Source organism: Paenibacillus sp. J22P277 (assembly GCF_059383675.1).
Window position 1 is genome coordinate 564,944 of record NZ_JBXENS010000004.1, and the last position, 22,091, is coordinate 587,034.

The window sequence follows — 22,091 nt, forward strand, 5'->3', positions numbered from 1 at the left end:
GACCTGTCAATCGTTCAATGAAACGCCGTGCTCGTATCAACAGCAGCTGCCGCGTCTGACGGTTGAGAACGGGCGCGCCAATCGCTCGATCCGCGATGCCATTCATTGCGCCTCCAGTGCCTGCAGCGCCAGCAAGACGCGCTCCGGCTCCGCCCGTCTCATGAAATCCGGATCGACATGCGCGAACCGGATCACGCCATGGCGGTCCGCGACGAATACGGCGGGAACCGGCAGCAGCCATTTATCCGTCCCGTTGTATTCAGGCAAGCTCCCTCCGAATTCCTGCAGGACGCGTTGAAGCGGTTCGGGAACTTCGTAGAGAATGCGGTACCGCTCGGCGACGCGGCCATCGGGGTCGCTCACGACGGCGAAGGTCAACTGCTCCTTCTCCTGCTGGGAGAGCGTGCGGTCGGGACGCTGCGGCGAGACCGCGATAAGCGACGCGCCCAGCGCACGGATCCGGGGCAATATCCGCTCGTAAGCCCGTAATTGCATATTGCAAAACGGACACCAGCCTCCGCGGTAGAACACCAGCACGACCGGTCCCTTTGCCACTTCCGCCATCAAGGAAACCTCCTGCCCGACTGCGCCGGCAAGCGCAAAGCCGGGCGCGAAATTCCCCGTCTTCAAGCCTTCGACCGATCCCTGCCGCCGGAGTTCCTCGACCGACTGCCGCAGCACGTCGTACACCGCGATCGGCACCGCCTTTCTCAGCTCCTGCTGCATGCCCTCCAACTGCGGGTTCAAGGCTTCGTTAGCCATATTCTCATCCTCCAATTTAATTGTATTATTACAACTATTATAGTAATACATCTTTTGTGGGCGCAATAAAAAACAGGCCCTGTCTCAGGACCTGCCTAGTGGATATTGTTCAACAACCGATGCCGCTATCGTCAATTATCGCATCAATGATGAAATGCGGCCTGCCTGACCGCGTTCAACAGCAGGGCGATACCTTCCTCCGCCCGTTCCAGCTTATCTTCCGGCACCTGCCGCAAAATTTGGGTGCATACATGAATCATCTTCTCGTTCAGCTCCGCGAGAATCGCGAGCCCCTCGTCGGTGAGCCTGATCAACACTTCTCGCCGGTTATCCGGATTCAACCCGCGCGAGACGAATCCTTTCTTGACGAGCGGATCCAGCAGGCGGGTCAGCGTGGACGGCTCCACCCCCAGCCGGTCGGCCAAGTCGCCGTTGCGGAACGCATTCGATTTGATTTCCATGACGATATGGGCTTGTCTCGGCGTCAAGGCTTCCACGAACGGCTTCTCGGAACCCAGAATCGAGGATTTGACGAGAATTTCGTTGATCAGATCGCTTAGCACAGCTGGTTTCATTGCGGGATCACCTATCGCGTTTTGATGTCATTGTACGCCCTGCGGATGCAGCCATGCAAGAGTTGCTTCATCAACGCTATCCATATCGCCGGCCTTAAGCAGGACGAAAAACCCGGAAGAGGGTGCCCTCGCACCGTCATCCGGGCTAGGATGCCGCAATTATGCGGATTCCGTTTGCTCTTCCGGTCGGGCCTGCTCCGCCCGCGGCGCGTTCGCGACTTTCGTGCGCGTCACGCTCCGCCGCCCGTCGATGCTCACCGGCACGTCGCCGTCGATCGTTACCCGCCGAACGACGCGGTGCTGGTCGCCGTAATCGTTGACGGCGTAATGCTGCGTGGTGCGGTTATCCCAGATGACGACGTCGCCGGCTTCCCAGCGCCAGCGTACCGTGTTTTCCAGGCTGGTGACGTGACGCTGCAGCAGCGCGAACAGCTGCGCGGAGTCGGCGGCGGACAAGCCTAGGATCCGCTTGACGAAATGCCCGAGCACCAGCGTGCGCTCCCCTGTCTCCGGATGCACGCGCACGAGCGGGTGCTCCGTCTCGTACAGCGTGGAGACGAAGACTTCGCGGTAGCCGCGGTCCTCCGGTTCCTCGGACGTCCTCGTCCGGTAAGCGGCGTAGTCGTATTCGTTGGAATGCACCGCCCACAAACCGTCGACCAGCGTGCGCAGCGCTTCCGGCAGGTTGTCGTAAGCGGCGGCCGTATTCGCCCATACCGTATCGCCGCCGGCTTCCGGCACGACGACCGCGCGCAGGATGGACGCTTCCGGATACGCATCGACGAACGTCACGTCCGTATGCCAGGAATCGGCGCGTCCCCCATGGCGGGAATTCAGCTCCAGCACGTAATCCGTTCCCAGCTTGATCGGCACCGTCGGATGGGCGACGGGGCTGCCGAGCAGCTTCGCGAACGCTTCTTGGCCGGCATCGTCCAGCTGCGACTGGCCGCGGAAAAACACGACCTTATGCTTCAGCAGCGCCTCGCGAATGAACCCGATCGTCTCCCCGTCAAGCTCCGGCGAAAGCGTCACGCCCCTGATCTCCGCGCCGATTCTGCCCGAAACGGGACGTACCTCGAACGACTTGCCGACAACCGTTTCATTCTGAATATTGCTCATGGATAATACCTCCTAAAAGTTTTGGCGATGCTATCTATCTATCTTCCATGCGAGCCAAAACTCGCTTCGAAAGCATACGCTTCGTTTTGGTGATTCTATCTATCTATCTATCTATCTATCTATCTATCTATCTATCTATCTATCTATCTTCCATGCGAGCCAAAACTCGCTTCGAAAGCATACGCTTCGTTTTGGCCTGCGCGGCAGGATCGCCCTTGGCGTCGGCCCGCTGCGCAGGCATCGCCGCTTACTTCGCTTCGTACTCCAACAGCTGCGCAGCCGCCGAGAACCGGTTGGCCGGCCGCCCAAGGCCGAAATGCTCCCGCAAGGTGCGCCCCTGGTACTCCGTGCGGAACAACCCCCGCCGCTGCAGCTCCGGCACGACCTGCGACGCGAACTCCTCCAAGCCTGCCGGCAGGTACGGCGGCATCACGTTGAACCCGTCGCTTCCCCCCAGCGTGAACCATTCCTCCAGCTGATCGGCGACCTGAACCGCCGTACCGGCGAACACCCGGTGCCCCCTGCCGCCGGCGAGGCGGTGGATCAGCTGCCGAATCGTCAGCCCGTCGCGCTTCGCGAGATCGGCCACAAGCTGGAACCGGCTTTTGTTGCCGTTGATCTCACTGATGCTCGGCAGCTCCGGAAGCGGGCCGTCCAGCGGGTAGGTGAACAAGTCGAGGCCGAGCATATTGGAAAGCTGATTGAGCCCGTATTCCGGTACGGTCAGTTCGTTCAGCGACTGCTCCTTCTCCTTCGCCTCGGCCTCGGTCGCGCCGATGACGGCACAGATGCCGGGCAGGATTTTTAGCTGGTCCGGATTGCGCCCGTACCTGGCCGCCCGCGCCTTCACGTCGCCGTAGAACTGCTGCGCTTCCTTCAGCGTCTGCTGCGCGGTGAAGATCGCCTCCGCGTACCGCGCGGCGAATTCCTTGCCGTCCTCGGAGGAGCCCGCCTGCACGAGCACGGGATACCCCTGCGGCGAACGCGGAATGTTCAGCGGCCCGCGCACCTTGAACGACTCTCCGGCATGCTCGATGGCGCGCACTTTGCCGGGCTCCGCGAACACGCCAGACTCCCGGTCGATGACGATCGCGTCATCCTCCCAGCTGTCCCACAAGCCCGTCGTCACCTCAAGGAATTCCCGCGCGCGCTCGTAACGCTTGTGATGCTCCAGGTGGGAATCCCGGCTGAAATTGCTCGCCTCGAACTCGCTGCCCGACGTGACGATGTTCCATCCGGCGCGGCCCCTGCTGATATGATCCAGCGACGCGAACTTGCGCGCTACGTGAAACGGCTCGTTGTACGTCGTGGACACCGTGCCGATAAGGCCGATATGCTCGGTCACGGCAGCGAGCGCCGACAACAGCGTGAACGGCTCGAGACCGACGAATGCGCCGTGCTTGATATTCTTGCTCACCGCCAAGCCGTCCGCCAGGAAGAGGGAATCGAACTTCGCCGCCTCCGCGATCCGGGCGATCCGCTGAAAATACGCGATGTCCGTGATATTTTGCGGCTCGGTGCCGGGAAACCGCCACGACGCCTCATGGTGGCCGGCATTCATCACGAATACGTTCAAATTCATGTGCTTCTTATGCTTGCTCATCGATCCTCACGCCTCTCTTTTTCATGAACTGGTCTTCAGCCAAGCGAAGCGCCCTGCCCGAAGCTCGAACCCCGGAGCCGGGCATCGCGATGCCCCTTACTCGCCGTACGTCTGTTTCCACGCCGTCAACCGCCGTTCGAAGTACAGCAGCGTGTAGTTCAAGATCAGGCCGATGACGGAAATCGATATAATCCCGGCGTACATTTGCGGAATCATGAAGCTGAACTGGGCGTACTGGATCAGATAGCCGAGCCCTTCCTTCGCCCCGACCATCTCCGCCGCGACAAGCACGAGAATGGAGGCCGCGCCGGACTGGCGGATGCCCACGAAGATCGTCGGCAGGGCGGCGGGAACGATGACTTTGCGGAACAATGCGATGGGGGCAAGCCCCATGGAGCGCGCGGATTTGATCAGCAGCGGATCCACGTTCCGCACGCCGCTGATCGTATTGAGCAACAGCGGGAAGAAACACGCGTAGAACACGATGGAGATCTTCGATGTCTCGCCCAGGCCCAGCAGCAGGATGAAGACCGGCAGGATCGCGAGCGGCGCCGTGTTGCGCATCACTTCCAGCAGCGGGTTCAAGTACGCCGCCACCGGCTTCCACCAGCCGATCGCCAGCCCCACGGGAATGCTGACGGCGACCGCCAGCAGAAATCCGCCGAGCGACCGCTGCAGGCTCGCTCCCGTGTGGGCGGCCAGATCGCCCGACAGCAGCATCTGCCACCAGGCCTCCAGCACGGCCGACAACGGCGGGAAGAAGGTACGGTCCGCCAGCCCCGCGCGCGGCGCGATTTCCCACAAGGCGAGGAAGGCGAGAATGACGATGGATTTGCGCATCGTCCGATGCGCCCATGCCGCGACTGCCCTGAGCGCGGCTCCGTTCCGTTTCCGTACCGCAAACTCCGTCTCCAGCCGGGCGATGACTTCTCCCGTCCTCGTGCCCGCATTCAAGTTAGCCATCCGCAGCCACTCCTTTACCGTGCGCTCTCTTGTTCCCGGCGCCGAGGCTCGTGCTCTTCTCCTGCTCCTGCGCCAGCGACACCTCGTCCTTGAGCAAATCCCAGATGCGATGACGGATGCGCACGAATTCGGGATCCGAGCGCAGGTCCTCCTCCGTCGTTCTCGCTTCGAACGGCACCTCGACGATCTCCTTGATCCGGCCCGGACGGGACGTCATGACCGCCACGCGCTGTCCGAGATACACGGCTTCCTCGATGCCGTGCGTGATGAAGATGATCGTCTTCTTCGTCGCCTCCCAGATGCGCAGCAGCTCGCTTTGAAGCGTCTCGCGCGTCTGCGCGTCGAGCGCCGCGAACGGTTCGTCCATGAGCAGCACCTCGGGATCGTACGCGAGGCTGCGGGCAATCGCGATGCGCTGCTTCATCCCGCCGGACAGCTCGTGCGGATACCGGTGCTCGAAGCCCGCCAAGCCGACGAGCCGGATAAATTCCCGGGCGGTTTCTTTGCGTTCCTTGCGGCGCACGCCCTTCGTCTCCAGCCCGAACTCCACGTTCGCGAGCGCCGTCTTCCATGGGAACAGCGCATATTGCTGGAAAACGATCCCCCGGTCGAGATCGGGTCCGGCGATCGGCTTGCCGTCCAGCAGGATCCGGCCGCCGCTCGGCTTGGTCAAGCCGGCGAGCAGATCCAGCAGCGTCGACTTGCCGCAGCCGCTCGGCCCGACGATGACCATGAACTCGCCCTGCCCGACGTCCAAGGTGATATCCTGAAGCGCAGACACCGGCTGCCGATGCTCCTTCGGATGACTGGAGCCGTGGTTGACGCGGAACGATTTGCTGACGTGCTGGAGGCTGATTTTGGCCGTCGACATCGCATTCATCTCCTTATTTCGCTTCTGATTTCGCTTCGTTCAGATAGGGATTGAATTCATTGGTATACAGATCCTTTGCCTGCAGCTGTCCGTCCTTGAGCGTGCCTTCCTTCACGAGCCAGTCGATCCACGTCTGAAATTCCTTGTCGGCGATGAGTCCGCCCGTGCCGGCGACGCCCGTGCTCTTCCAGAACTGCACGGCCTTCGCGTCTTCCTTGCGTCCGCGGTTCTCGATGATCTTCGTGAACCGGGCGACGACCTCGTCTCTCGGCGTCGTCCGCGCCCATTCGATCGCCTTGGCGGTCGCCTCCACGAACTTCCGGGCCGCGTTCGGATTTTTCTGGATGAATTTGTCCGACAGCACGTAAGTGCCGGCGCTGAAGATTCCGAATAAGTCCTCGTCCTTGAACAGCGGGTGAATGCCGCCGCGCTCCAGCGCCGTATCCCGCAGGATGCCGCCGAGCGCCGCGACGTCGACTTGGTTCGCGCGCAGCGTCTGTTCCGACGTCACGGGCGGGACGACGACGAGCGTTACCTGCTTGATCTCGTCGGCCGTCAAGCCGGCCCGGTGCAAATATTCCTTGATGACGAATTCGTGGTGCGCGCCGAGCGTGTTGACCGCGATCTTCTTGCCGATCAGATCCTTCGCCGATTGGATGGGACTGCCGTCCAGCACGTAATAGCCGGTCCAGGTATTGTCGTCCACGCCGTAATAGGAGATGACCGATTTGATCGGCGCCTTGGCGGCGAGCAGCTTCACGACCGCGCCGTTGAAGGCGCCGCCGAAATCGGTATCGCCGGTGACGACCGACTGGATGTCCTGCGGACCGCTGATCGTGTTGCCGATATAATTCAGCTTGAGCGGCGCGAGATACCCAAGATCCTCGGCCAGCTCCGGGAAGGTGACGCTGCCCGCGGAGCCTTGGTACCGAAGCTCGGCGACCTCCGGCTCTCCGTTCCCGTTCTTGGCGGCGGCGGACGATTCTTTCTCCGCGCAGCCCCCCAAGACGAGCGATGACGCAATGAGCAGCGCGGCGGCGGCGACGGAGAATTTGCGGACTTGCTTGCGGACGCGAAAGGTATTCACGGCATGACCCCCAACTTCGAAATGGTATGGCATCACAGAAAATCGCGATAAAAAAAGAGACGCACTCATCTCGCGATGACGGTCTCTCCGGTAATCCGGTGGATTAAAATATTCTTTTCCTATCGATTTACTATGATTTATTCCTGATAATACCTGCCGACCAAGATCATGTCAACAGGTATCCGCGAAATTGTCTGAATTTTATATCGATTCCATCCGTTCAGCCGCAGCGCCGGAGTACGCCAGAGCCGCGTTCGGCCCCCGGCTTACGGCTCTCTCGGCGGACGGTTGTACCCTGCCGGCTCAAAGGGCTTCAGCTCGTCCAGCCATTTGCGCTCCAGCCTCTTGAGCGCGTCGCGGTACGACTGCACGGCGCTCCGGCCAAGCACGGACGTTCCCGGCTGCGCCGCTTCCTTGCCGTCGTTCCGCGTCTCGCCGTCCAGCGTCTCCAGAATCTCGAAATGAAAGTCCGCGCCGGCCTGCTCCGTATAGGCCCGCTGCAGCGCGGAATTCAGATGGCTGCCCGTGTCGAGCATGAATTTCTCCCGCTTCCAGGCCGAATCCAGCGTCGGCGAAGAAGAGACGTACCGCATCCCGCCGCGCGCGTTGACGATCTGGAAGACGCCCATCGCCCGCTGCTTCACGCCGAATTCGTTTTGCAAATCTTTGCGTCTGTTCATGATTCTCCTCTCCGTCCCGCGGCTGCGCTACACGCTCGGCCGATAGACGCTTCCGTCGCCTTCCCGGACCAGGAATCCGTAATCCACCATCTGCAGGCGAAGCATCTCGTACTCGTCGTCCATGAACCGCCGGAGCAGCTCGTCGACCTCCGCTTCCTTGTACCTGCGGCCTTTGCGGAAGCTTGTTGCGATATGGCGGAACAGCGCGGCTCTGCGCTTCGCCTTGCGGGGCAGTCCGGCGAGCGGGCCTTCCAGGCCCTGCGGCAAATATTTGTCCAGCAGCGATTTGTATTCTTCCGGCGTCAGCGCGAAGCGCTCGTCCGCGGGCGGCGCGTTCCGGCGCGCGGGATCCGTTTTGGCGCCTTGCTCGGTCCCTCCGTCCATCAGCTCCATGATCGCCAGAAACAGCTTCGCCTGCTTCGCCCGTTCCTTCAGCGAGAACCGGTGATTGCGGATCGTCGAAGCGCTGCCGGAGCCCGTCGACGCGACGATGTCCGCATCCGACATCCCGGCGGCGAACATGCCGACCAGCTGCTTCTGCAGATCGGTCAAGCCGGTCGCCTTCTTGTCCAATTCGAGCAGCAGCTGCAGCATGGTACCGTGCGCGGCTCCGATATGCCGCGCGATCGCCCGATATGCTTCCATCAACCGGCCGTCCGCCTCGTACACGATGCCTTCCTCGAATCGTTCTCCGCAGACGAGGCAGCAGTAACTGTCCGATTCCGCGTGGTACACATACCCTTGCTTCAATTCCGACAATGTCGCTCCGTATATCGCTTCCGGCACGTCCATCTCAAACCCTCCCGATAAAGTTCGATCAATGAATTGAGCATAGCCGATCCTGTCGATCGGGCGCAAGACTAATCGGCGCGCATTCCCGAGAGATCCATCCAGCCTGCGCTACCCGTCCCGTTCGAACCGGCCGGCTTCCGCTAACGAAAGAATGACGATGATCCAAGCTTCAAGCCGCGGCGGCAGGCTTAAAGCCTCGAACATCGTCATTCTTGGGATGCGCGTATTTCCGTTTGTCCGGCTTCACTCTCGTCACCGGCTTCACGCCGTTCCAATTCCCCCTTTGCTGCCGGGGATCCAATCCGCCCTGCCGCAACCGTTTCTCCATGCGCCTTCGCGCCAAACTCTTCGCCATGCCGATGCACGCTCCTATAGTCGTATTATTGCGCCGCAAACGCGCGGCTTCTCCCCAGTGTACGCGATCGGCGCCGGTTCGTTCAAGCGCGATCGGCCCGGAGCAGCCGGAAACGGGCGATTTGCCCCGCCGCCGACGCTCCGGCGCCGCGATATTGCTCCGTCCGCCTGCTCCGTTCGCGGCCCAAGTCACGGCTCCGTTCGGATCGGGCTCATGCCGGTTATGTCAGGCGAACGTCCTTGGATAGTCGAACACGTTCGCCGCCACTCTCTCCCGATCTACCGGCTCTTCGCCGCCGCGTAGGCGGCAAGGAGCTCGGCGACCGGAACGCCGTCGATCGTCATGCCGTCCAGCCGGCAGCCTCGGATATCGACGCCGTTCAGCGCGCAATTGTCGAAGACGGCTCCGCTTAAGTCGCTGTTTCGGAAGACCACCGGTTCGACGTTGACCCAGCCGTCCGTGCCGGGTTCTTCATCCAACCGGCTTTGCTGCGCGTCCGGCCGCTTGATATTGTCGAACACCGTGCCTCCGAGCTGAACATGGCTGACATGCACGTTCGAGAAATAAATATGCTCCCACTTGCCGTTGACGAAATTCACGTGCCGCAGCGAGGCGTCCCGCAGATCGACGCCGTGGAATTCGGCGCCTTTGAAGCAGGCCATATGAACCTTCGCGCCCCGCAGGTCCTGCAGCTCGAAGCCGCCTTTGCGATCGAACATGCGTTTATCCGTCAGCAGCGAAGGCGCTTCCGCCTTGATCATCGGAACATGCAGCTCGATGACGGACTCTTCGTTCTCCGGTCCCAGGAACCGCCCGTCGTAGCGTTCGTATTCGTAATCGTCGATGGCATCGTACGCCGAATGCCCGCGCCAGCTCCCGTGGAAGAACCCCCACGCCTCCTGAATATGCGCGACCGGCCCTCGATAGGTAACCGCAGCGAATTCCCCGGCGGGAATCGTCCGCTCGACCATCCCGTCCGGAATCGGACTCCCGTCATCCGCCGCTTCGACGCCGGCCAAATACAGGAAGCTTTGTCCGGGGCCGAAGGGCGGTTCGTACGTAAACAAGCCGTACGACGCTTCGCGGCCGCTGGCTCCGATACTTCCGCCGCTTAGACGGCGGAAAGCTTCCCATATCGCGGGAATGGCCAATCCGGGATCTTCGCCGTCCTGCTGCCCGACGAAGCGCTCGACCCCGACGATCCGCCGTGCGGGCTGCGGTTTCACCTCGATGCTTTCGACGCGCGGGAACAGGTCCGTTTCGACCTCCTCCGCATGCTTGATGGGCGCGTAGATGTCGTAATCGAAGAAGGCGATGTCCGAGCGGGGAATATCGAACGGATTGACCGGCTTCAGCCGGTTCGCCTCGAAGCCGAAGGAGCCTTCCGTCACGTCGCGCTCGATGCCTTCCCGTTCGAACCATTGCGCAAGGGACGCATAAGCTTCGTTCATCCGGTTTCCGTCGCCGCGAACCGTCAGCTTGGCGAACTTGCGTCCCGGAATCGCGATCGTCTCCACGCCGTCCGGAAGTCCTTCGAATCCGTCTACCTCGACGCCGGTCCACAGCTCCCGCACGCCGGTCGCCCACTGCCACTCCGGGATGAACACCAGCCCGTACTCGTCGTTCTTCACGGCCGAATGACCCGCGAGCAGTTCGCGGATGCGCCGCCAAGCGTTGCGCGTGCCTTCGCCGCCGAGCTCCGAGCGGATCACCGCCGCTTTCATCGCCGGCATTTCCACGATACGTACCCTCATCTCGTTCCCCCGCTTCCTTATGATCCCGCCTGCACGAGATCTTGCGTAATCATGACGACGTTGCCGTCTTCGTCGCGGATGTTGAAATACGCGACCGACGGAAGCCGCTGAATGTCGCGCACGACTTCGAATCCGCATTCGAGCGCTTCGCGCTTCGCCCGTTCGATGTCGTACGCGCCCAGCTTCAGCGCCGGTCCGAGTTCTACTACCGGCACATTCGCCATGCCATTCGAATCCAACATGAGATTCGTCCCGTTATCGAACCGGAACAGGTGCAGATGGCCGTAACGGTCTTCATCGCGGATCTGCAAGCCCATCAGCTTGCCGTACCGCTCGACCGCGCTTCCCAGGTCCCTCACCCACAGGATGGCGGCATCGATCTGCGGCTGAATGCTGATGCGGGCCCGTCCGCCGTCCACGCCGCCGAAAGCGAGATGGTAGCCGTCCGGGTCTTCGACGACGAATTCCTTCCACGGCCCGAAGTCCGCGTACACGACCGGTTCCCGGGCGAACTTGGCTCCCTTGCTCCTGAATTCCGCGTACAAGGCGTCAAGTCCGGCCCATGTATCGGCGTAGCCCTGCACGTCGATGCCGGTGTCCGCGCCGCTCTCCGGCGGGTTGGGCACCGGCTTGAACCCTTCAGGCGCCTGGTGCAGCTTCAGCGCCATGCCGTTCAGTCCGTCCCGCTCGGCCCACCAGTCGGTCACGTCGAAGCCGAGCACCTCCCGGTAATACTGCCGCGACCGGGCAAGATCGGATACGACGAGCACGCTCAGCGAGCTGCCGATTTGTTTCCCCATCCTAAAACCGCCTCCATTTGCCGGATATAAAGTTAAACCGGCTGGCGCCCTCACTGCGTCAGGGCGAAGCCGCTGCCCAGTGCATACTTCCAACGCGCCGGCATGCGAATGTATATTCGCCTTTTTTAATGGAAATCCCTTCTATTGTTTCAAAATAATCCTTGGCTCCGGTCTGCAGAACGGCTTGCCCGTCTTCCTCGCGCTCAAGAAGGCATGAAAAAACCGGGAGCCGCATCGGCTCCCGGTTCAACTTCATGCTCCTTCGCGCCTGTCGGGCGGCAGCAGGATGGCGAGCAGTCCCAGCAGCGGCAGGACGCTCGAATAGTTCATGACTTTGCCGAGCCCCCACGCCTCCGCCGCGTTGCCGAGCACGATGGCGCCGAGCGCCCCCATCCCGAATGCGAGGCCGGTGATCAGTCCGGACGCCATCCCGACGTTGTTCGGGATCAGCTCCTGGGCGTACACGACGCTGACGGAAAATCCGGACAGCAGGATGAAGCCGAGCACGAAGCTGACGGGATAGACCCAGCCGAGCGGCATATGCGGCAGCAGCAGCGCGAACGGCGCCGCGCCCCCGACCGAGAAGATGATCATCCGCTTGCGTCCGAACCGGTCCGCCAGCACGCCGCCGAAGAACGTGCCCAGCACGCCCGCGGCCATGAACAGAAAGATCGGCACCTGAGCCGCTTTGACCGACAAGCCGTACTTCTCTTCCGCAAAGAAGTTGTAGAAGCTGGAGATGCCGCTTACGTACCAGGACCGCGCGAAGACGAGCAGCACCAGGATCGTCATCGCGAACACGATGACGGACCGCCCTTTGCCGGCTGCCCCGTTCACGGTCCCCGCGGACTTTGCCTTCTTGACCGGCTTGCCGTGCTCGTTCAGCTGCGTTTTGTACCACGGCACGACGCGCAGCAGAATCGCGATGGCCGCCGCGGCCAGCAGCGTTCCCCATACCGCGCCGGGCTGGCCGAGCGGGATGAAGACGAAGATCGTCATGAGCGGGGCGAGCGAGCTGCCGGCGTTGCCGCCGACCTGGTAGATGGACTGCGCCAGTCCGCGCCGTCCGCCGGCCGCGAAGTAGACGACGCGCGAGCCTTCCGGATGGAATACCGCGGAGCCGAGACCGACGAACACGACCGCCAGCAGCACATAGGAAAAGCCCGGCGCGTAAGCGAGGCCCGCCATGCCGAGCAAGCTGAGGCCCATTCCGATCGGCAGCATCCACGGCATGGGCCGTTTATCCGAGAAATAACCCACGACCGGCTGCATGACGGAAGACGTCATGTTGAGCGTGAACGCGATCCAGCCCATTTGCCCGTACGTCAAATGGAGCGAATCCTGAAACACCGGGAACAGCGCGCTTACGACCGCTTGCATGGTGTCGTTCAATAAATGTACGGAGCTGATCGCGAACAGAATGGCATATACCGTGCCCGTCCGCAAAACAGCCGTACGTGCCGAAGCTGTTGTCATCTTGCTTTACCGCCTTTCGCGCGTGACCTCAAGCCTGTCTTTCCGCCTGTCTAGCGTCTATCTGCTACCATAGCATAGCGGGAAAGGGGTGACAATTATCCGATTCGCAGATTTTCGGGTCAAAATAACGTCCGCGTTCGCCCATCCTTCCCCGCAGAGGCATGCAGCTCACGTTATTTTGGGGCTGGCGGAAAAACAAGACCGCAAAATGGAAGCGCGCACATTGACACCTCCATAGTCCGGGTTTATGCTTGAATAGACAAAGTTGTAAAATATAGGTTTCCCATTATTCCATGATGAAGGGAGTTCATTTCCCGCATATGGCTCACCCGACGATTTCGAAACGCCGGCTTCATCTTGCGCGGCGATCCGCCGCCTTATGCGCCGCCCTCTCGCTGCTTGCCGGCTGCTCGCTGCTGCCGAACGAAGAAGAACCGCTCGATCCGCCCGCGCTGACCAGCAAAGCCGCCGTCCACGAGACGTCGCCCGTCACCCGCGGCAATATGGAGTTATACCTTTCCTCCTCGGCATCGGCCGTGTCCGAGGTCAACCAAACCGTCTCGTTCCCGGAGTCGGGCGGCATCCTCAAGAAGCTCTACGTGAGCGAAGGCGATACCGTCAAGGCTGGAGCGCCGATCGCGGAGCTCGATACCGGCGACCTGCCGATACGCCTGAAGCTGCAGGAATTGACCGTCGAGCAGCGCAGCCTCCGCTATCAGGACGCCGTCAAGCAAGATTCGGACAAGGATGCCGTCGCCTTGGCGAAAATCGATCTGGAAGCGGATCAGCTGCAGCTGAACGCGCTGAAGGAGCAGTATCGCAAGGCGATGCTCTTCGCGCCGGCCAACGGGCTGGTCACGTACCTGAACGACCTGAAGCCGGGCGAAGCGGTGGAAGCCAATGTCGCGATGGCAGTCGTCTCGGATCCCGCGAAAGTCAATTTCGTCTATGACGCCACCGACGCCACGAAGATCCGTTCGGTGCAGAAGGGCGCCGAGGTCGCGCTTACGCTCGACAAGGTATCGTATGCGGGCTCCGTCATCCAAACGCCGGCCACCGCGCCGAAAAGCGACGACGACGCCGTGAACCGCCGCAACGCCAAGTCGCTCGTCATCGCCTTGAAGGATGCGGGCGCGCCCGTACGGATCGGCACCTACGCCGACTTCAAGCTGTTCATCGAAAAGCGCGACAACGTGCTCATCATTCCGCGCGAAGCCTTGAAAACCATGTTCGGCCGCGACTATGTCGAGACGATCGAGAACAGCCGCGTGAAGGAAGTCGACATCGAGGCCGGATTGAAGACTAGCAATCAGGTCGAGGTCCTCAAAGGCTTGGAGGAGGGCCAAGGCGTCGTCATCGATAATTAAAGCGAAAGAGAACACAAAGAAGCGCCCCGGCGGACGGCATACGATGTATGCCGTTCGCGCCGAGGCGCTTGTTCGTTATTCGGACAGGCCGGTCAACGTAAAGCGGAAACCGTACGTCCGGTTCGCGTGGAGCACGTATTGCGGATGCGCCTTCGCGCCCCAGCTGTCGTCGCCGCCGACGCCCATCTGCTTGTGGTTGATCCGCACGACCGTTTTGTCGCTGGCCGGCAGTTTGTAGGCATGATCATGGGCTTCCAGCTCGAACGGCGTGTACGGCAAGGCGTTCAGCTCGATCAGCGGGTCGCCCGTGACGTGCAGCGAAGCGCCTTGGCCGTTGCCGACCGATGCGCTGCGGACGCCGACCTTGTTGCCGCACTCCTGCGGACGCAGGTACGGAACGAACTGCTCCGCGACCGTGCCGGCGTAACGGCCGATCTTCGCGCCGTGCTGGCGGTCCCAATACGATTCATGCGGTCCTTTGCCGTACCATTCCAGCCGGTCGAACGACCCGTCCATCGTCAGCATCAGGCCGATCTCCGGAATTTCCGGCAGGCCTTCGCCCGGAGACAGCTGCAGGCCCACCTCGACGGCGCCGCTGCTCAGGATGGCGTACGATACCGAGCACCGGGATTCCGTCGTCGTCGGCAGCGTGAATTCGGCATGCACGGTCACGCGGTCCGCCTGCGGCTCCCAGCTCAGCGCGCGAAGCTTGCGCTCTTCGCCCGCGGAACGCCAAGTCGCGCAGCGCTCGTGATGCTTGTTGCCGCGGTCGTTGTCCGTATACGCGCGCCAGAAGTTCGGCGCCAGCGCGCCGCGGATCAGCTCAATGCCATTCACGTTGTACGACGCAAGGCTGCCGTTCGCCTGATCGACCGCGACCGAGAAGCCTTCGCCGCGGACGACCAGCTTGCCGCCGTCCTCCGCGATCTCGAGCGCGCCCGGACGGCGCTTCGCGCGTCCGACGCTCGCCGCGGCCAGCTCCGCTTCCGGCAGCACGAACTGCTCGAAGGCGACTTCATGGCCGGCGTCGGCCCACGGCGAATCGGACTTCGTCAGCAGGCTCACGGTCAGGACGGCTTCGCCGTCTTCGCGGCTGCGCTCCGGCAGCGGGATCGCGATCTCGGCGGACTCGCCTGGCGCCGCCGATACGTGCAGCGTCCCGCTTGCCGCTTCGACGCCGTCAAGGGCGACGGACCATTGCAGCGCGAACGCGTCCAAATCGGTAAAGAGGTTCTTGTTCAGCACGCTTACGGCGCCGCGGCTCAGGTCCACGGCCGCGATCGCGGCGTTCTGGTAGCACTGCTTCACTTCCAGCAGCTTCGGCGATACCGAGCGATCCGCGAAGATCAGTCCGTTGCCGCAGAAATTGCCGTCATGCGGCTGCTCGCCGAAATCGCCGCCGTACGCCATATACGGGGCGCCGTCCGCGTTCGTCGATAGAATCGCCTGGTCGATCCAATCCCAGATAAAGCCGCCCTGCACGAGCGGATACTTGTCGAACAGCTCCGTGTACAGATGCAGGCCGCCGACGGAATTGCCCATGGCATGGCTGTATTCGCACAGGATGAACGGCTTCGGCGAATTCGGGAACGCCCCGTATTCCGCGACCTTGGCCGGCGGGGAGTACATGTGGCTCTCGATATCCGTCGCCGCGTCGGACGGCCGCCACTGCGTGACGCCCTCGTAATGGACGATCCGCGACGGATCCGCCTCGCGCAGGAAGTCGTGCATGCGGACGAAGTTATCGCCGCCGAACGATTCGTTGCCGAGCGACCAGATGACGATCGACGGATGGTTCTTGTCGCGCTGCAGCATGGAGTTGGCGCGGTCGAGCACGTTGTCCGTCCAAGCCGGGTCGCTGCCGGGCACGAAGTTCGGCTTCAGCACCGGCGAGTTGTATTCCCAGCTGCCGTGCGTCTCCAGGTTCGTCTCGTCGATGACGTACAGGCCGTACTCGTCGCACAGCTCGTACCAGAGCGGGTTGTTCGGGTAATGCGACGTCCGCACCGCGTTGATGTTGTGCGTCTTCATCAGCTTCACGTCCGTCAGCATGTCCTCGTAGCCGAGCGCCCGTCCGGTGCGGCTGGAAAATTCGTGGCGGTTGACGCCCTTGAAGACGATGCGCTTGCCGTTGATCAGCATCAGCTTGTCCTTGATCTCGAACTTGCGGAAGCCGATCCGCGAGCTGACGGTTTCCAGCAAACGCCCTTCGCCGTCCTTCAAGCCGATGACGAGCGTGTACAGATTCGGCTGTTCGGCGCTCCATTTCAGCGGATTCGCCACGTTCGCGGAGACTTCGATCTCGAGCTCCGACGCGCCGCTTCCGAGCGCCGCATGCACCGTGATCGGCTGCGGCAGCACGGCTTGGCCGCCGCCGTCGTACAGCTGCGCCTCGAGCGTCACCGTGCCGAGGTCCTGCTCGAAGTAATTCAGGATCGTCGCGTTCAGCTTTAATTCCGCATCCCGGTACGCCTCGTCCAGCTCCGTCACCGCGAAGAAATCGTATACGTGCGCCTTGGGCGCCGTGTACAAATACACGTCCCGGAAAATCCCGCTCATCCGCCAGAAATCCTGGTCCTCCAGCCAACTCGCGTCGCACCAGCGATAGACTTCCACGGCCAGCTTGTTTTCGCCCGCGCGCAGGTACGGCGTCAGGTCGAACTCCGCGGGCGTGAACGTATCCTCGCTGTAGCCGACGAGCTCGCCGTTCACCCAGACGTAGAAGGCGGACTCGACGCCTTGGAAGCTGATGAACACCGGCTGGCCTTCCCAGCCGTCCGGTACCGCGAAGCTGCGCACGTAGGAGCCCACGGGATTGTATTTGGTCGGCGCGAACGGCTGCACGAGTTCTTCGGACGCTTCCCACGGATAGCGGATATTCGTATATTGCGGATAATCGTAGCCCTGCAGCTGCCAGTGCGCGGGAACCTTGATCTCGTCCCAGCCCGCGTGGTCGAAGCCGTCTTCATAGAAGTTAACGATGCGCTGCGACGGATTCTCCGCGAACGCGAATTTCCACATGCCGTTCAGCGACGAATAACTGCGGGATGCCGCGCGGTTGCCCTGCAGCGCCTCTTCGACGGAGTCGAACGGCATCAGCGTGGCATGCGCTTTCATCCGGTTCAGCTCGAAAATATCCGGGTTGTTGTTCCATTCCGGGTAACCGTTGGCCGGCGGGGTATACGTGAATTTCGACTTCAAGGAAGCACCTCTTTTACGGGATTTAAGCGTTCACCCCTACTGTATATGAGGTCCGCCGTAGCGTAAATATAAAATAAGCGCGGGCAAATAGCTAATAATGGCGGTCCGCCGGCAGACATGCGAAAACGGCCGGACAGGGAGCGAATCCCTGTCCGGCCGTTCCTTCAAAGCCGACTTTCATAAGCTGCATCGAAGACTGCTTCATCCCGATTCGAATGCTATTCGAATCGCAGCGCTTCGATCGGCCGCAGGCTGGAAGCCTTGTTCGCCGGGAAGAGGCCGAACACGACGCCGATGAAGACCGAGAAGCCGAACGCGAGGCCGATGACCGGGATCGAGACGACGACGGTCATGCTCGCGAACTTCTGCAGCAGCTGCGCCGTCCCGAGTCCGATCGCGATCCCGAGGATGCCGCCGAGACCGCTCAGCGCGATCGCCTCGATCAGGAATTGGGTCAGGATATCGCGCTTCTTGGCGCCGATCGCTTTGCGGATGCCGATCTCCCGCGTCCGCTCCGTGACGGACACGAGCATGATGTTCATGATGCCGATGCCGCCGACGAGCAGCGAGATCGCGGCGACGCCGCCGAGCGCGAGCGACAGCGTATCCGAGATGCTGCTGAACGAATCCAGCAGATCCTGCTGGTTGAACACGCGGTAGCTGTTCGTGTCGCCGCGGAATTTCTTGCTGAGCGCGGTTTCGAGCTCCGTCATGACCGTGTCCATCTTATCCGCGTCGGCCACCTGGACGTTGATCGACTTGACGCCCTTCGACTTGAACAGCCGTTCGGACGTCGTGATCGGAATGATGACGATCTCGTCGTTGGAGCCGGTCAGCGAGCTGCCCTTCGTCGCCAGCACGCCCACGACCTTGTAGCGCACGCCGTTAATCAGAAACGTCTGGCCGATCGCGTTCGTCGTTCCGAACAGATCCGTTGCCGTCGTCGAGCCGAGCACGGCGATCTTCTGATAATAGTCGAGATCAATCTGCGCGACGAACCTTCCCGCAGCAACGCTGTAATCCTTGACGTCCAAATAATCGGCCGTCGAGCCGACGACGCTGACGCTCGTGCTTTCGCTGCCGTTCTTCACGGTCGCGTTCGACTGGTTGTACGGCGCGGCGAACTCGATATCCGACGTGTTCGTAATCTCATCCGCCTCTTTATAATCGAGCGTCGTCTTGGAGCCGCGTCCCGTGATGCTCACGGTCAGCAGGTTCGTGCCGAGACTCTGCACCTGATCGGTAACCTGCTTCGTCGTGCCCTGCCCGACGCCGACGAGCGCGATGACGGCCGCGACCCCGATGATGATGCCGAGCATGGTGAGCAGGGAACGCATTTTGTTCGCGAGTATGCTTTTAGCCGCCATTTTGAAGGCTTGACTGACGTTCACGTCTCTCACCGCCTTCTTCGCTGATTTGACCGTCCTGGATGCGAACGACACGTCTTGCCTGCTTGGAAATGGCGATGTCATGCGTAATCAGAACGATGGTATGGCCGAGCTTGTTCAGCTCCTGCATGAGCACCATGACTTCGGCGCCCGTGCGCGTATCGAGCGCGCCCGTCGGTTCGTCGGCGAGCAGGATCGGCGGATTGCCCGCCAGCGCCCGCGCGATCGCGACGCGCTGCTGCTGTCCCCCGGACAGCTCGCTCGGCTTGTGGCGGACGCGTTCCTCGAGCCCTACTTTCGTCAGCGCCTCGATCGCCTGCTCCTTGCGCTGCTTCGCCGGCACGCCGCGGTAGATCAGCGGCAGCTCCACGTTCTCGAGCGCGGACAGTTTGTTGAGCAGGTTGAAGCCTTGGAAGATGAAGCCGATCTTCTGGTTGCGGATCTCAGCCAGCCGGTTCTCGCGAAGCCGGCTGACTTCCTCGCCGTCGAGCCAGTATTTGCCCGACGTCGGACCGTCCAGGCAGCCGATGACGTTCATGAGCGTCGACTTGCCGGAACCGGAGGGGCCGATGATGGCCAGAAAATCGCCGTGATCGACGCGCAGCGAAATCTCGTTCAGCGCATACACGGTTTCGCCGCCCATCTTGTACTGCTTCGACAGCGATTCGATCTGAATCAACGGTTCGCGCTTCGCTTCCATTACCTTGTACCCCCGCCGCCCGCTGCGCGCGTCGTCGCGCCGCCGGCACGGCCTCCGCCTGCGCCGCCTCCGAAGCCGCCTCCGCCAAAACCGCCTCCGCCAGCGAAGCCGCCCGCGCCGCCGAAGGTTGCGCCGCCTAGACCGCCAAGTCCTCCCGCTCCGAGACCTGCCTGCTGCTGGTTCGAGGAAGAAGTCACGACGGTCGGCAGGATGACGCGATCGCCTTCCGAGAGACCCGACAGCACCTCGATATAATCTTCGTTATGGATGCCGACGGTAATGACGACCGGCGTTCCCGTGCCGAAACGGCTGTTCGCGCTGCTGGCTCCGCTGCGGTTGCTGCCGGCGCGGCCCGCGAAACCGCCTTGTCCTCCCGCAGCGGCGTAACCGCCTCCGCCTGCGCCGGCATAGCCGCCTTGGCCGCGTCTGCCTCCGCCTTGGCCGGCTTGGCCGCCGCCGGCACCGCCTGCGCCGCCGTAACCCCCTGCGCCTTGCGCTCCTCCTTGGCCTTGTGCGCCTTGACCGCCGCCCTGGCCTTGACCCGTCGCTCCTTGGCCTGCTTCGTTTTGTTCGCCTGCCGTTCCTTGACCTTGTCCGCCTTGGGTCGATGCTCCTTGGCCGCCCGCCGTTCCTTGACCGCCGGCTGTTCCTTGACCTTGGCCGGCTGCCGCGCCTTGACCGGAAGCGGCTCCTTGACCTCCCGCCGCGCCCGTTCCAGTGCCTGTTCCGCCCGCTGCCGCAGGCACGAACACCATGTACCGGTTGCCCAGCGATTGCACCGCGTCGATCGGCAGCATCAGCGTGTTTTCTTTCTTCTCGACCTCGATGGTCGCTTCGGCCGACATGCCGCTCTTCAGGCCGTCCGCTTTATCCAGCGCGACCGTGACGTCGAACGACGCGACGCCGTTGCTGGCCGTTCCCTCGTCCGCGATCTTGACGACCTTGCCGGTATAAGACTTGTCTGCAAGCGCCTCGACGGAGATCGTCGCGATTTGGCCGTTTTTCACTTTGGCGATGTCCAGCTCGTCGATGCCGACGACCATTTGGAGCTTCGCGTAATTCGAGATATCCATCAGCTCGGTGGACGGATTGAGCGAATCGCCCGCCGCCACGCTCAGCGTCGTGATCGTGCCGTCGATCGGCGAGGTGATCGTGCTGCCGGTCTCCGCGTCCTGCAGATCCGCGATCTCCGCCCGCGTCTGGTCGATTTGCAGCTGCATCTTCTTCAAATTCAGCTTGATGCTGTCGATGCCGGCATCGTCCGTCGCGGTCTTCAGCTTGTTCTGCGTATCCGCCAAATCGAGCAGCTGGCTTTCGAGGTTCAACTGATCCGATTTGATCTTGTCGCCGTTATCCTCGCCTTCGATCGTGAGGAGCACGTCGCCCTTCTTCACGACCGCGCCTTCCGCCACGTTGACCTTCTCGACGGTCCCCTGCCCGGATGCTTTTACGGTCGCTTTATCGATCGGCGCCAAGCTTCCCGTACCGCTGACGCTCACCTCGATCGTCCCCTTCGCGACCCGCGCCGTCTGCACGACCGGAGCCGCCGCCGTCTCCTTCGTGTCCCGCTTCAAATAATAGACGACCCCGGCGGCAACGATCAGCGCGCCGATTCCAAGCAGCCACCATTTTCTCATTGTCCGTTACCTGCCTTTCCCGTATTGCCCGCGTTTGCAGGATTGCTTGCATTTGCCGGATTGAATTGAAGCCTGATGTACTGCGCCGTCTTATTGTCGGAACCGAGCCATACCATGAGAATGTCGCCCGCCTGCAGGTCGGCCGCTTTCATCGTGTCGGTCGTGACTCCGCTCTGCCCGCGGCCGAACTTCACGATTTCGGTGTCGGCATTCACCGGAACGGTGATCTGCTCGTCCGCGAACGTCATCTGGTTCGCGAAGCCGCCTCCGCCTCCGGGACGCCCGCCCTGCCGGCCGCCTTGACCCTGGCCTTGACCGCCGGTTCCCGTGCCGCCGGCAGCTTGACCGTCGCCGGTTTGCCCGCCCGCCGCCGTCTGACCGCCGCCGGCTTGACCGTCTGCTGCTTGGCTTTGGCCGGCTTGGGCTTGACCGCCGGTTCCGTCCGCGCCGTTGCCGCGCTGCCAATTGCCCCGCTGGCCGCCGGTTCCTCCGCCGCCTTGGCCCTGGCCTTGGCCGCCTTCGCCGCCCTGCGGGCGTTGGCCGCCTCCGCGGCCGCCGCCGAACGAAGGCATATCCGCCGGAGACGTCGTCGATTTCTGCACGATGATGGAATCGCCGGACGCCTTCACCACCTTGGCGAAATAATCGGCCGTCCGGTCAGGCTGCTGCGGCCCGCTGCCGCCGCTGTCCGTCCCCTGCGCCGCGGCTGCTCCGCCGTTCGAACCTTGAACGTCGGCTTGTCCGCCGTCAGCGGATTGCGTATCGTTTTGCGCGCCGCATCCGGCAAGCATGACCGAGATCAACATCGCGGCCGCCATCAATTTTATGCTTGAGCGTTCCATAAGGTTTGGTATCCACCTCTCTGATTCGTCTATCGCCTCCCACATTAGCAAACTTAAATGAAATCCATGTGAATTCGGCCTTCGCAGACGAATCGCGCGCAAAAAAACCGGCGGGAACT

Annotated in this window: 20 protein-coding genes; 1 reads left to right on the forward strand and 19 read right to left on the reverse strand. The window is 62.1% G+C overall.

Going from position 1 to position 22,091, the window contains the following annotated elements:
- Positions 1 to 102: 102 nt before the first annotated feature.
- The 14 genes from AC50YL_RS15865 to AC50YL_RS15930 all read right to left on the reverse strand — a co-directional run bounded on the left by AC50YL_RS15865 (position 103) and on the right by AC50YL_RS15930 (position 12,837).
- Positions 103 to 762 carry a peroxiredoxin-like family protein gene (locus AC50YL_RS15865; RefSeq protein WP_494833168.1) on the reverse strand — a complete coding sequence of 220 codons (660 nt, stop codon included), beginning with the start codon at positions 760 to 762 and terminating at the stop codon, positions 103 to 105.
- A 143-nt stretch (positions 763 to 905) separates the two neighbouring features.
- The gene (locus AC50YL_RS15870; protein ID WP_494833169.1) at positions 906 to 1,337 is read right to left on the reverse strand and encodes a MarR family winged helix-turn-helix transcriptional regulator; all 432 of its coding nucleotides are present in this window, start codon (positions 1,335 to 1,337) and stop codon (positions 906 to 908) included.
- A 159-nt stretch (positions 1,338 to 1,496) separates the two neighbouring features.
- A complete protein-coding gene (locus AC50YL_RS15875) occupies positions 1,497 to 2,456 on the reverse strand; it encodes a TauD/TfdA dioxygenase family protein (protein ID WP_494833170.1) in 960 nt (319 codons plus the stop codon).
- A gap of 247 nt (positions 2,457 to 2,703) precedes the next feature.
- Positions 2,704 to 4,059 (reverse strand): LLM class flavin-dependent oxidoreductase, encoded by a 1,356-nt coding sequence (locus AC50YL_RS15880; RefSeq protein ID WP_494833171.1) that lies wholly within the window; start codon positions 4,057 to 4,059, stop codon positions 2,704 to 2,706.
- A gap of 96 nt (positions 4,060 to 4,155) precedes the next feature.
- Complete coding sequence (locus AC50YL_RS15885) at positions 4,156 to 5,022, reverse strand: ABC transporter permease (protein ID WP_494833172.1); 867 nt, start codon at positions 5,020 to 5,022, stop codon at positions 4,156 to 4,158.
- Positions 5,015 to 5,893 (reverse strand): ABC transporter ATP-binding protein, encoded by an 879-nt coding sequence (locus tag AC50YL_RS15890; RefSeq protein ID WP_494833173.1) that lies wholly within the window; start codon positions 5,891 to 5,893, stop codon positions 5,015 to 5,017. The genes AC50YL_RS15885 and AC50YL_RS15890 overlap by 8 nt, the downstream gene beginning before the upstream one ends.
- A 13-nt stretch (positions 5,894 to 5,906) precedes the next feature.
- Complete coding sequence (locus AC50YL_RS15895) at positions 5,907 to 6,980, reverse strand: ABC transporter substrate-binding protein (RefSeq protein ID WP_494833174.1); 1,074 nt, start codon at positions 6,978 to 6,980, stop codon at positions 5,907 to 5,909.
- A gap of 266 nt (positions 6,981 to 7,246) precedes the next feature.
- On the reverse strand, positions 7,247 to 7,660 hold the full coding sequence (locus AC50YL_RS15900; protein ID WP_494833175.1) for a GIY-YIG nuclease family protein: 414 nt from the start codon (positions 7,658 to 7,660) through the stop codon (positions 7,247 to 7,249).
- A gap of 27 nt (positions 7,661 to 7,687) precedes the next feature.
- A complete protein-coding gene (locus tag AC50YL_RS15905) occupies positions 7,688 to 8,452 on the reverse strand; it encodes a DUF2087 domain-containing protein (protein WP_494833176.1) in 765 nt (254 codons plus the stop codon).
- Between the two features lie 169 nt (positions 8,453 to 8,621).
- Positions 8,622 to 8,807, reverse strand: a complete 186-nt coding sequence (brfA, locus tag AC50YL_RS15910; protein ID WP_494833177.1) for a ribosome rescue factor BrfA — start codon at positions 8,805 to 8,807, stop codon at positions 8,622 to 8,624.
- A gap of 278 nt (positions 8,808 to 9,085) precedes the next feature.
- Positions 9,086 to 10,561, reverse strand: a complete 1,476-nt coding sequence (locus tag AC50YL_RS15915; RefSeq protein WP_494833178.1) for a GyrI-like domain-containing protein — start codon at positions 10,559 to 10,561, stop codon at positions 9,086 to 9,088.
- Positions 10,562 to 10,578: 17 nt separating this feature from the next.
- Complete coding sequence (locus tag AC50YL_RS15920) at positions 10,579 to 11,361, reverse strand: VOC family protein (RefSeq protein ID WP_494833179.1); 783 nt, start codon at positions 11,359 to 11,361, stop codon at positions 10,579 to 10,581.
- 58 nt (positions 11,362 to 11,419) lie between these two features.
- On the reverse strand, positions 11,420 to 11,617 hold the full coding sequence (locus tag AC50YL_RS15925) for a hypothetical protein (RefSeq protein ID WP_494833180.1): 198 nt from the start codon (positions 11,615 to 11,617) through the stop codon (positions 11,420 to 11,422).
- Positions 11,614 to 12,837: an MFS transporter gene (locus AC50YL_RS15930; protein WP_494833181.1), complete on the reverse strand. Its 1,224-nt coding sequence runs from the start codon at positions 12,835 to 12,837 to the stop codon at positions 11,614 to 11,616. Before AC50YL_RS15930 ends, AC50YL_RS15925 begins: the two co-directional genes overlap by 4 nt.
- Positions 12,838 to 13,130: 293 nt before the next feature.
- Between AC50YL_RS15930 and AC50YL_RS15935 the strand changes: the two genes are divergently transcribed.
- Positions 13,131 to 14,204: an efflux RND transporter periplasmic adaptor subunit gene (locus AC50YL_RS15935; protein ID WP_494833182.1), complete on the forward strand. Its 1,074-nt coding sequence runs from the start codon at positions 13,131 to 13,133 to the stop codon at positions 14,202 to 14,204.
- Between the two features lie 75 nt (positions 14,205 to 14,279).
- Here AC50YL_RS15935 and lacZ read toward each other — a convergent pair whose 3' ends face one another.
- From lacZ to AC50YL_RS15960, 5 genes are all read right to left on the reverse strand, one after another.
- Positions 14,280 to 17,405: a beta-galactosidase, LacZ type gene (gene lacZ / locus AC50YL_RS15940; protein ID WP_494833183.1), complete on the reverse strand. Its 3,126-nt coding sequence runs from the start codon at positions 17,403 to 17,405 to the stop codon at positions 14,280 to 14,282.
- Positions 17,406 to 17,623: 218 nt separating this feature from the next.
- Complete coding sequence (locus tag AC50YL_RS15945) at positions 17,624 to 18,796, reverse strand: ABC transporter permease (protein ID WP_494833184.1); 1,173 nt, start codon at positions 18,794 to 18,796, stop codon at positions 17,624 to 17,626.
- On the reverse strand, positions 18,762 to 19,493 hold the full coding sequence (locus AC50YL_RS15950; RefSeq protein WP_494833185.1) for an ABC transporter ATP-binding protein: 732 nt from the start codon (positions 19,491 to 19,493) through the stop codon (positions 18,762 to 18,764). Before AC50YL_RS15950 ends, AC50YL_RS15945 begins: the two co-directional genes overlap by 35 nt.
- Positions 19,493 to 21,130 carry an efflux RND transporter periplasmic adaptor subunit gene (locus AC50YL_RS15955; RefSeq protein WP_494833186.1) on the reverse strand — a complete coding sequence of 546 codons (1,638 nt, stop codon included), beginning with the start codon at positions 21,128 to 21,130 and terminating at the stop codon, positions 19,493 to 19,495. The genes AC50YL_RS15950 and AC50YL_RS15955 overlap by 1 nt, the downstream gene beginning before the upstream one ends.
- On the reverse strand, positions 21,127 to 21,972 hold the full coding sequence (locus AC50YL_RS15960; RefSeq protein ID WP_494833187.1) for a hypothetical protein: 846 nt from the start codon (positions 21,970 to 21,972) through the stop codon (positions 21,127 to 21,129). Before AC50YL_RS15960 ends, AC50YL_RS15955 begins: the two co-directional genes overlap by 4 nt.
- Between the last annotated feature and the right edge of the window lie 119 nt (positions 21,973 to 22,091).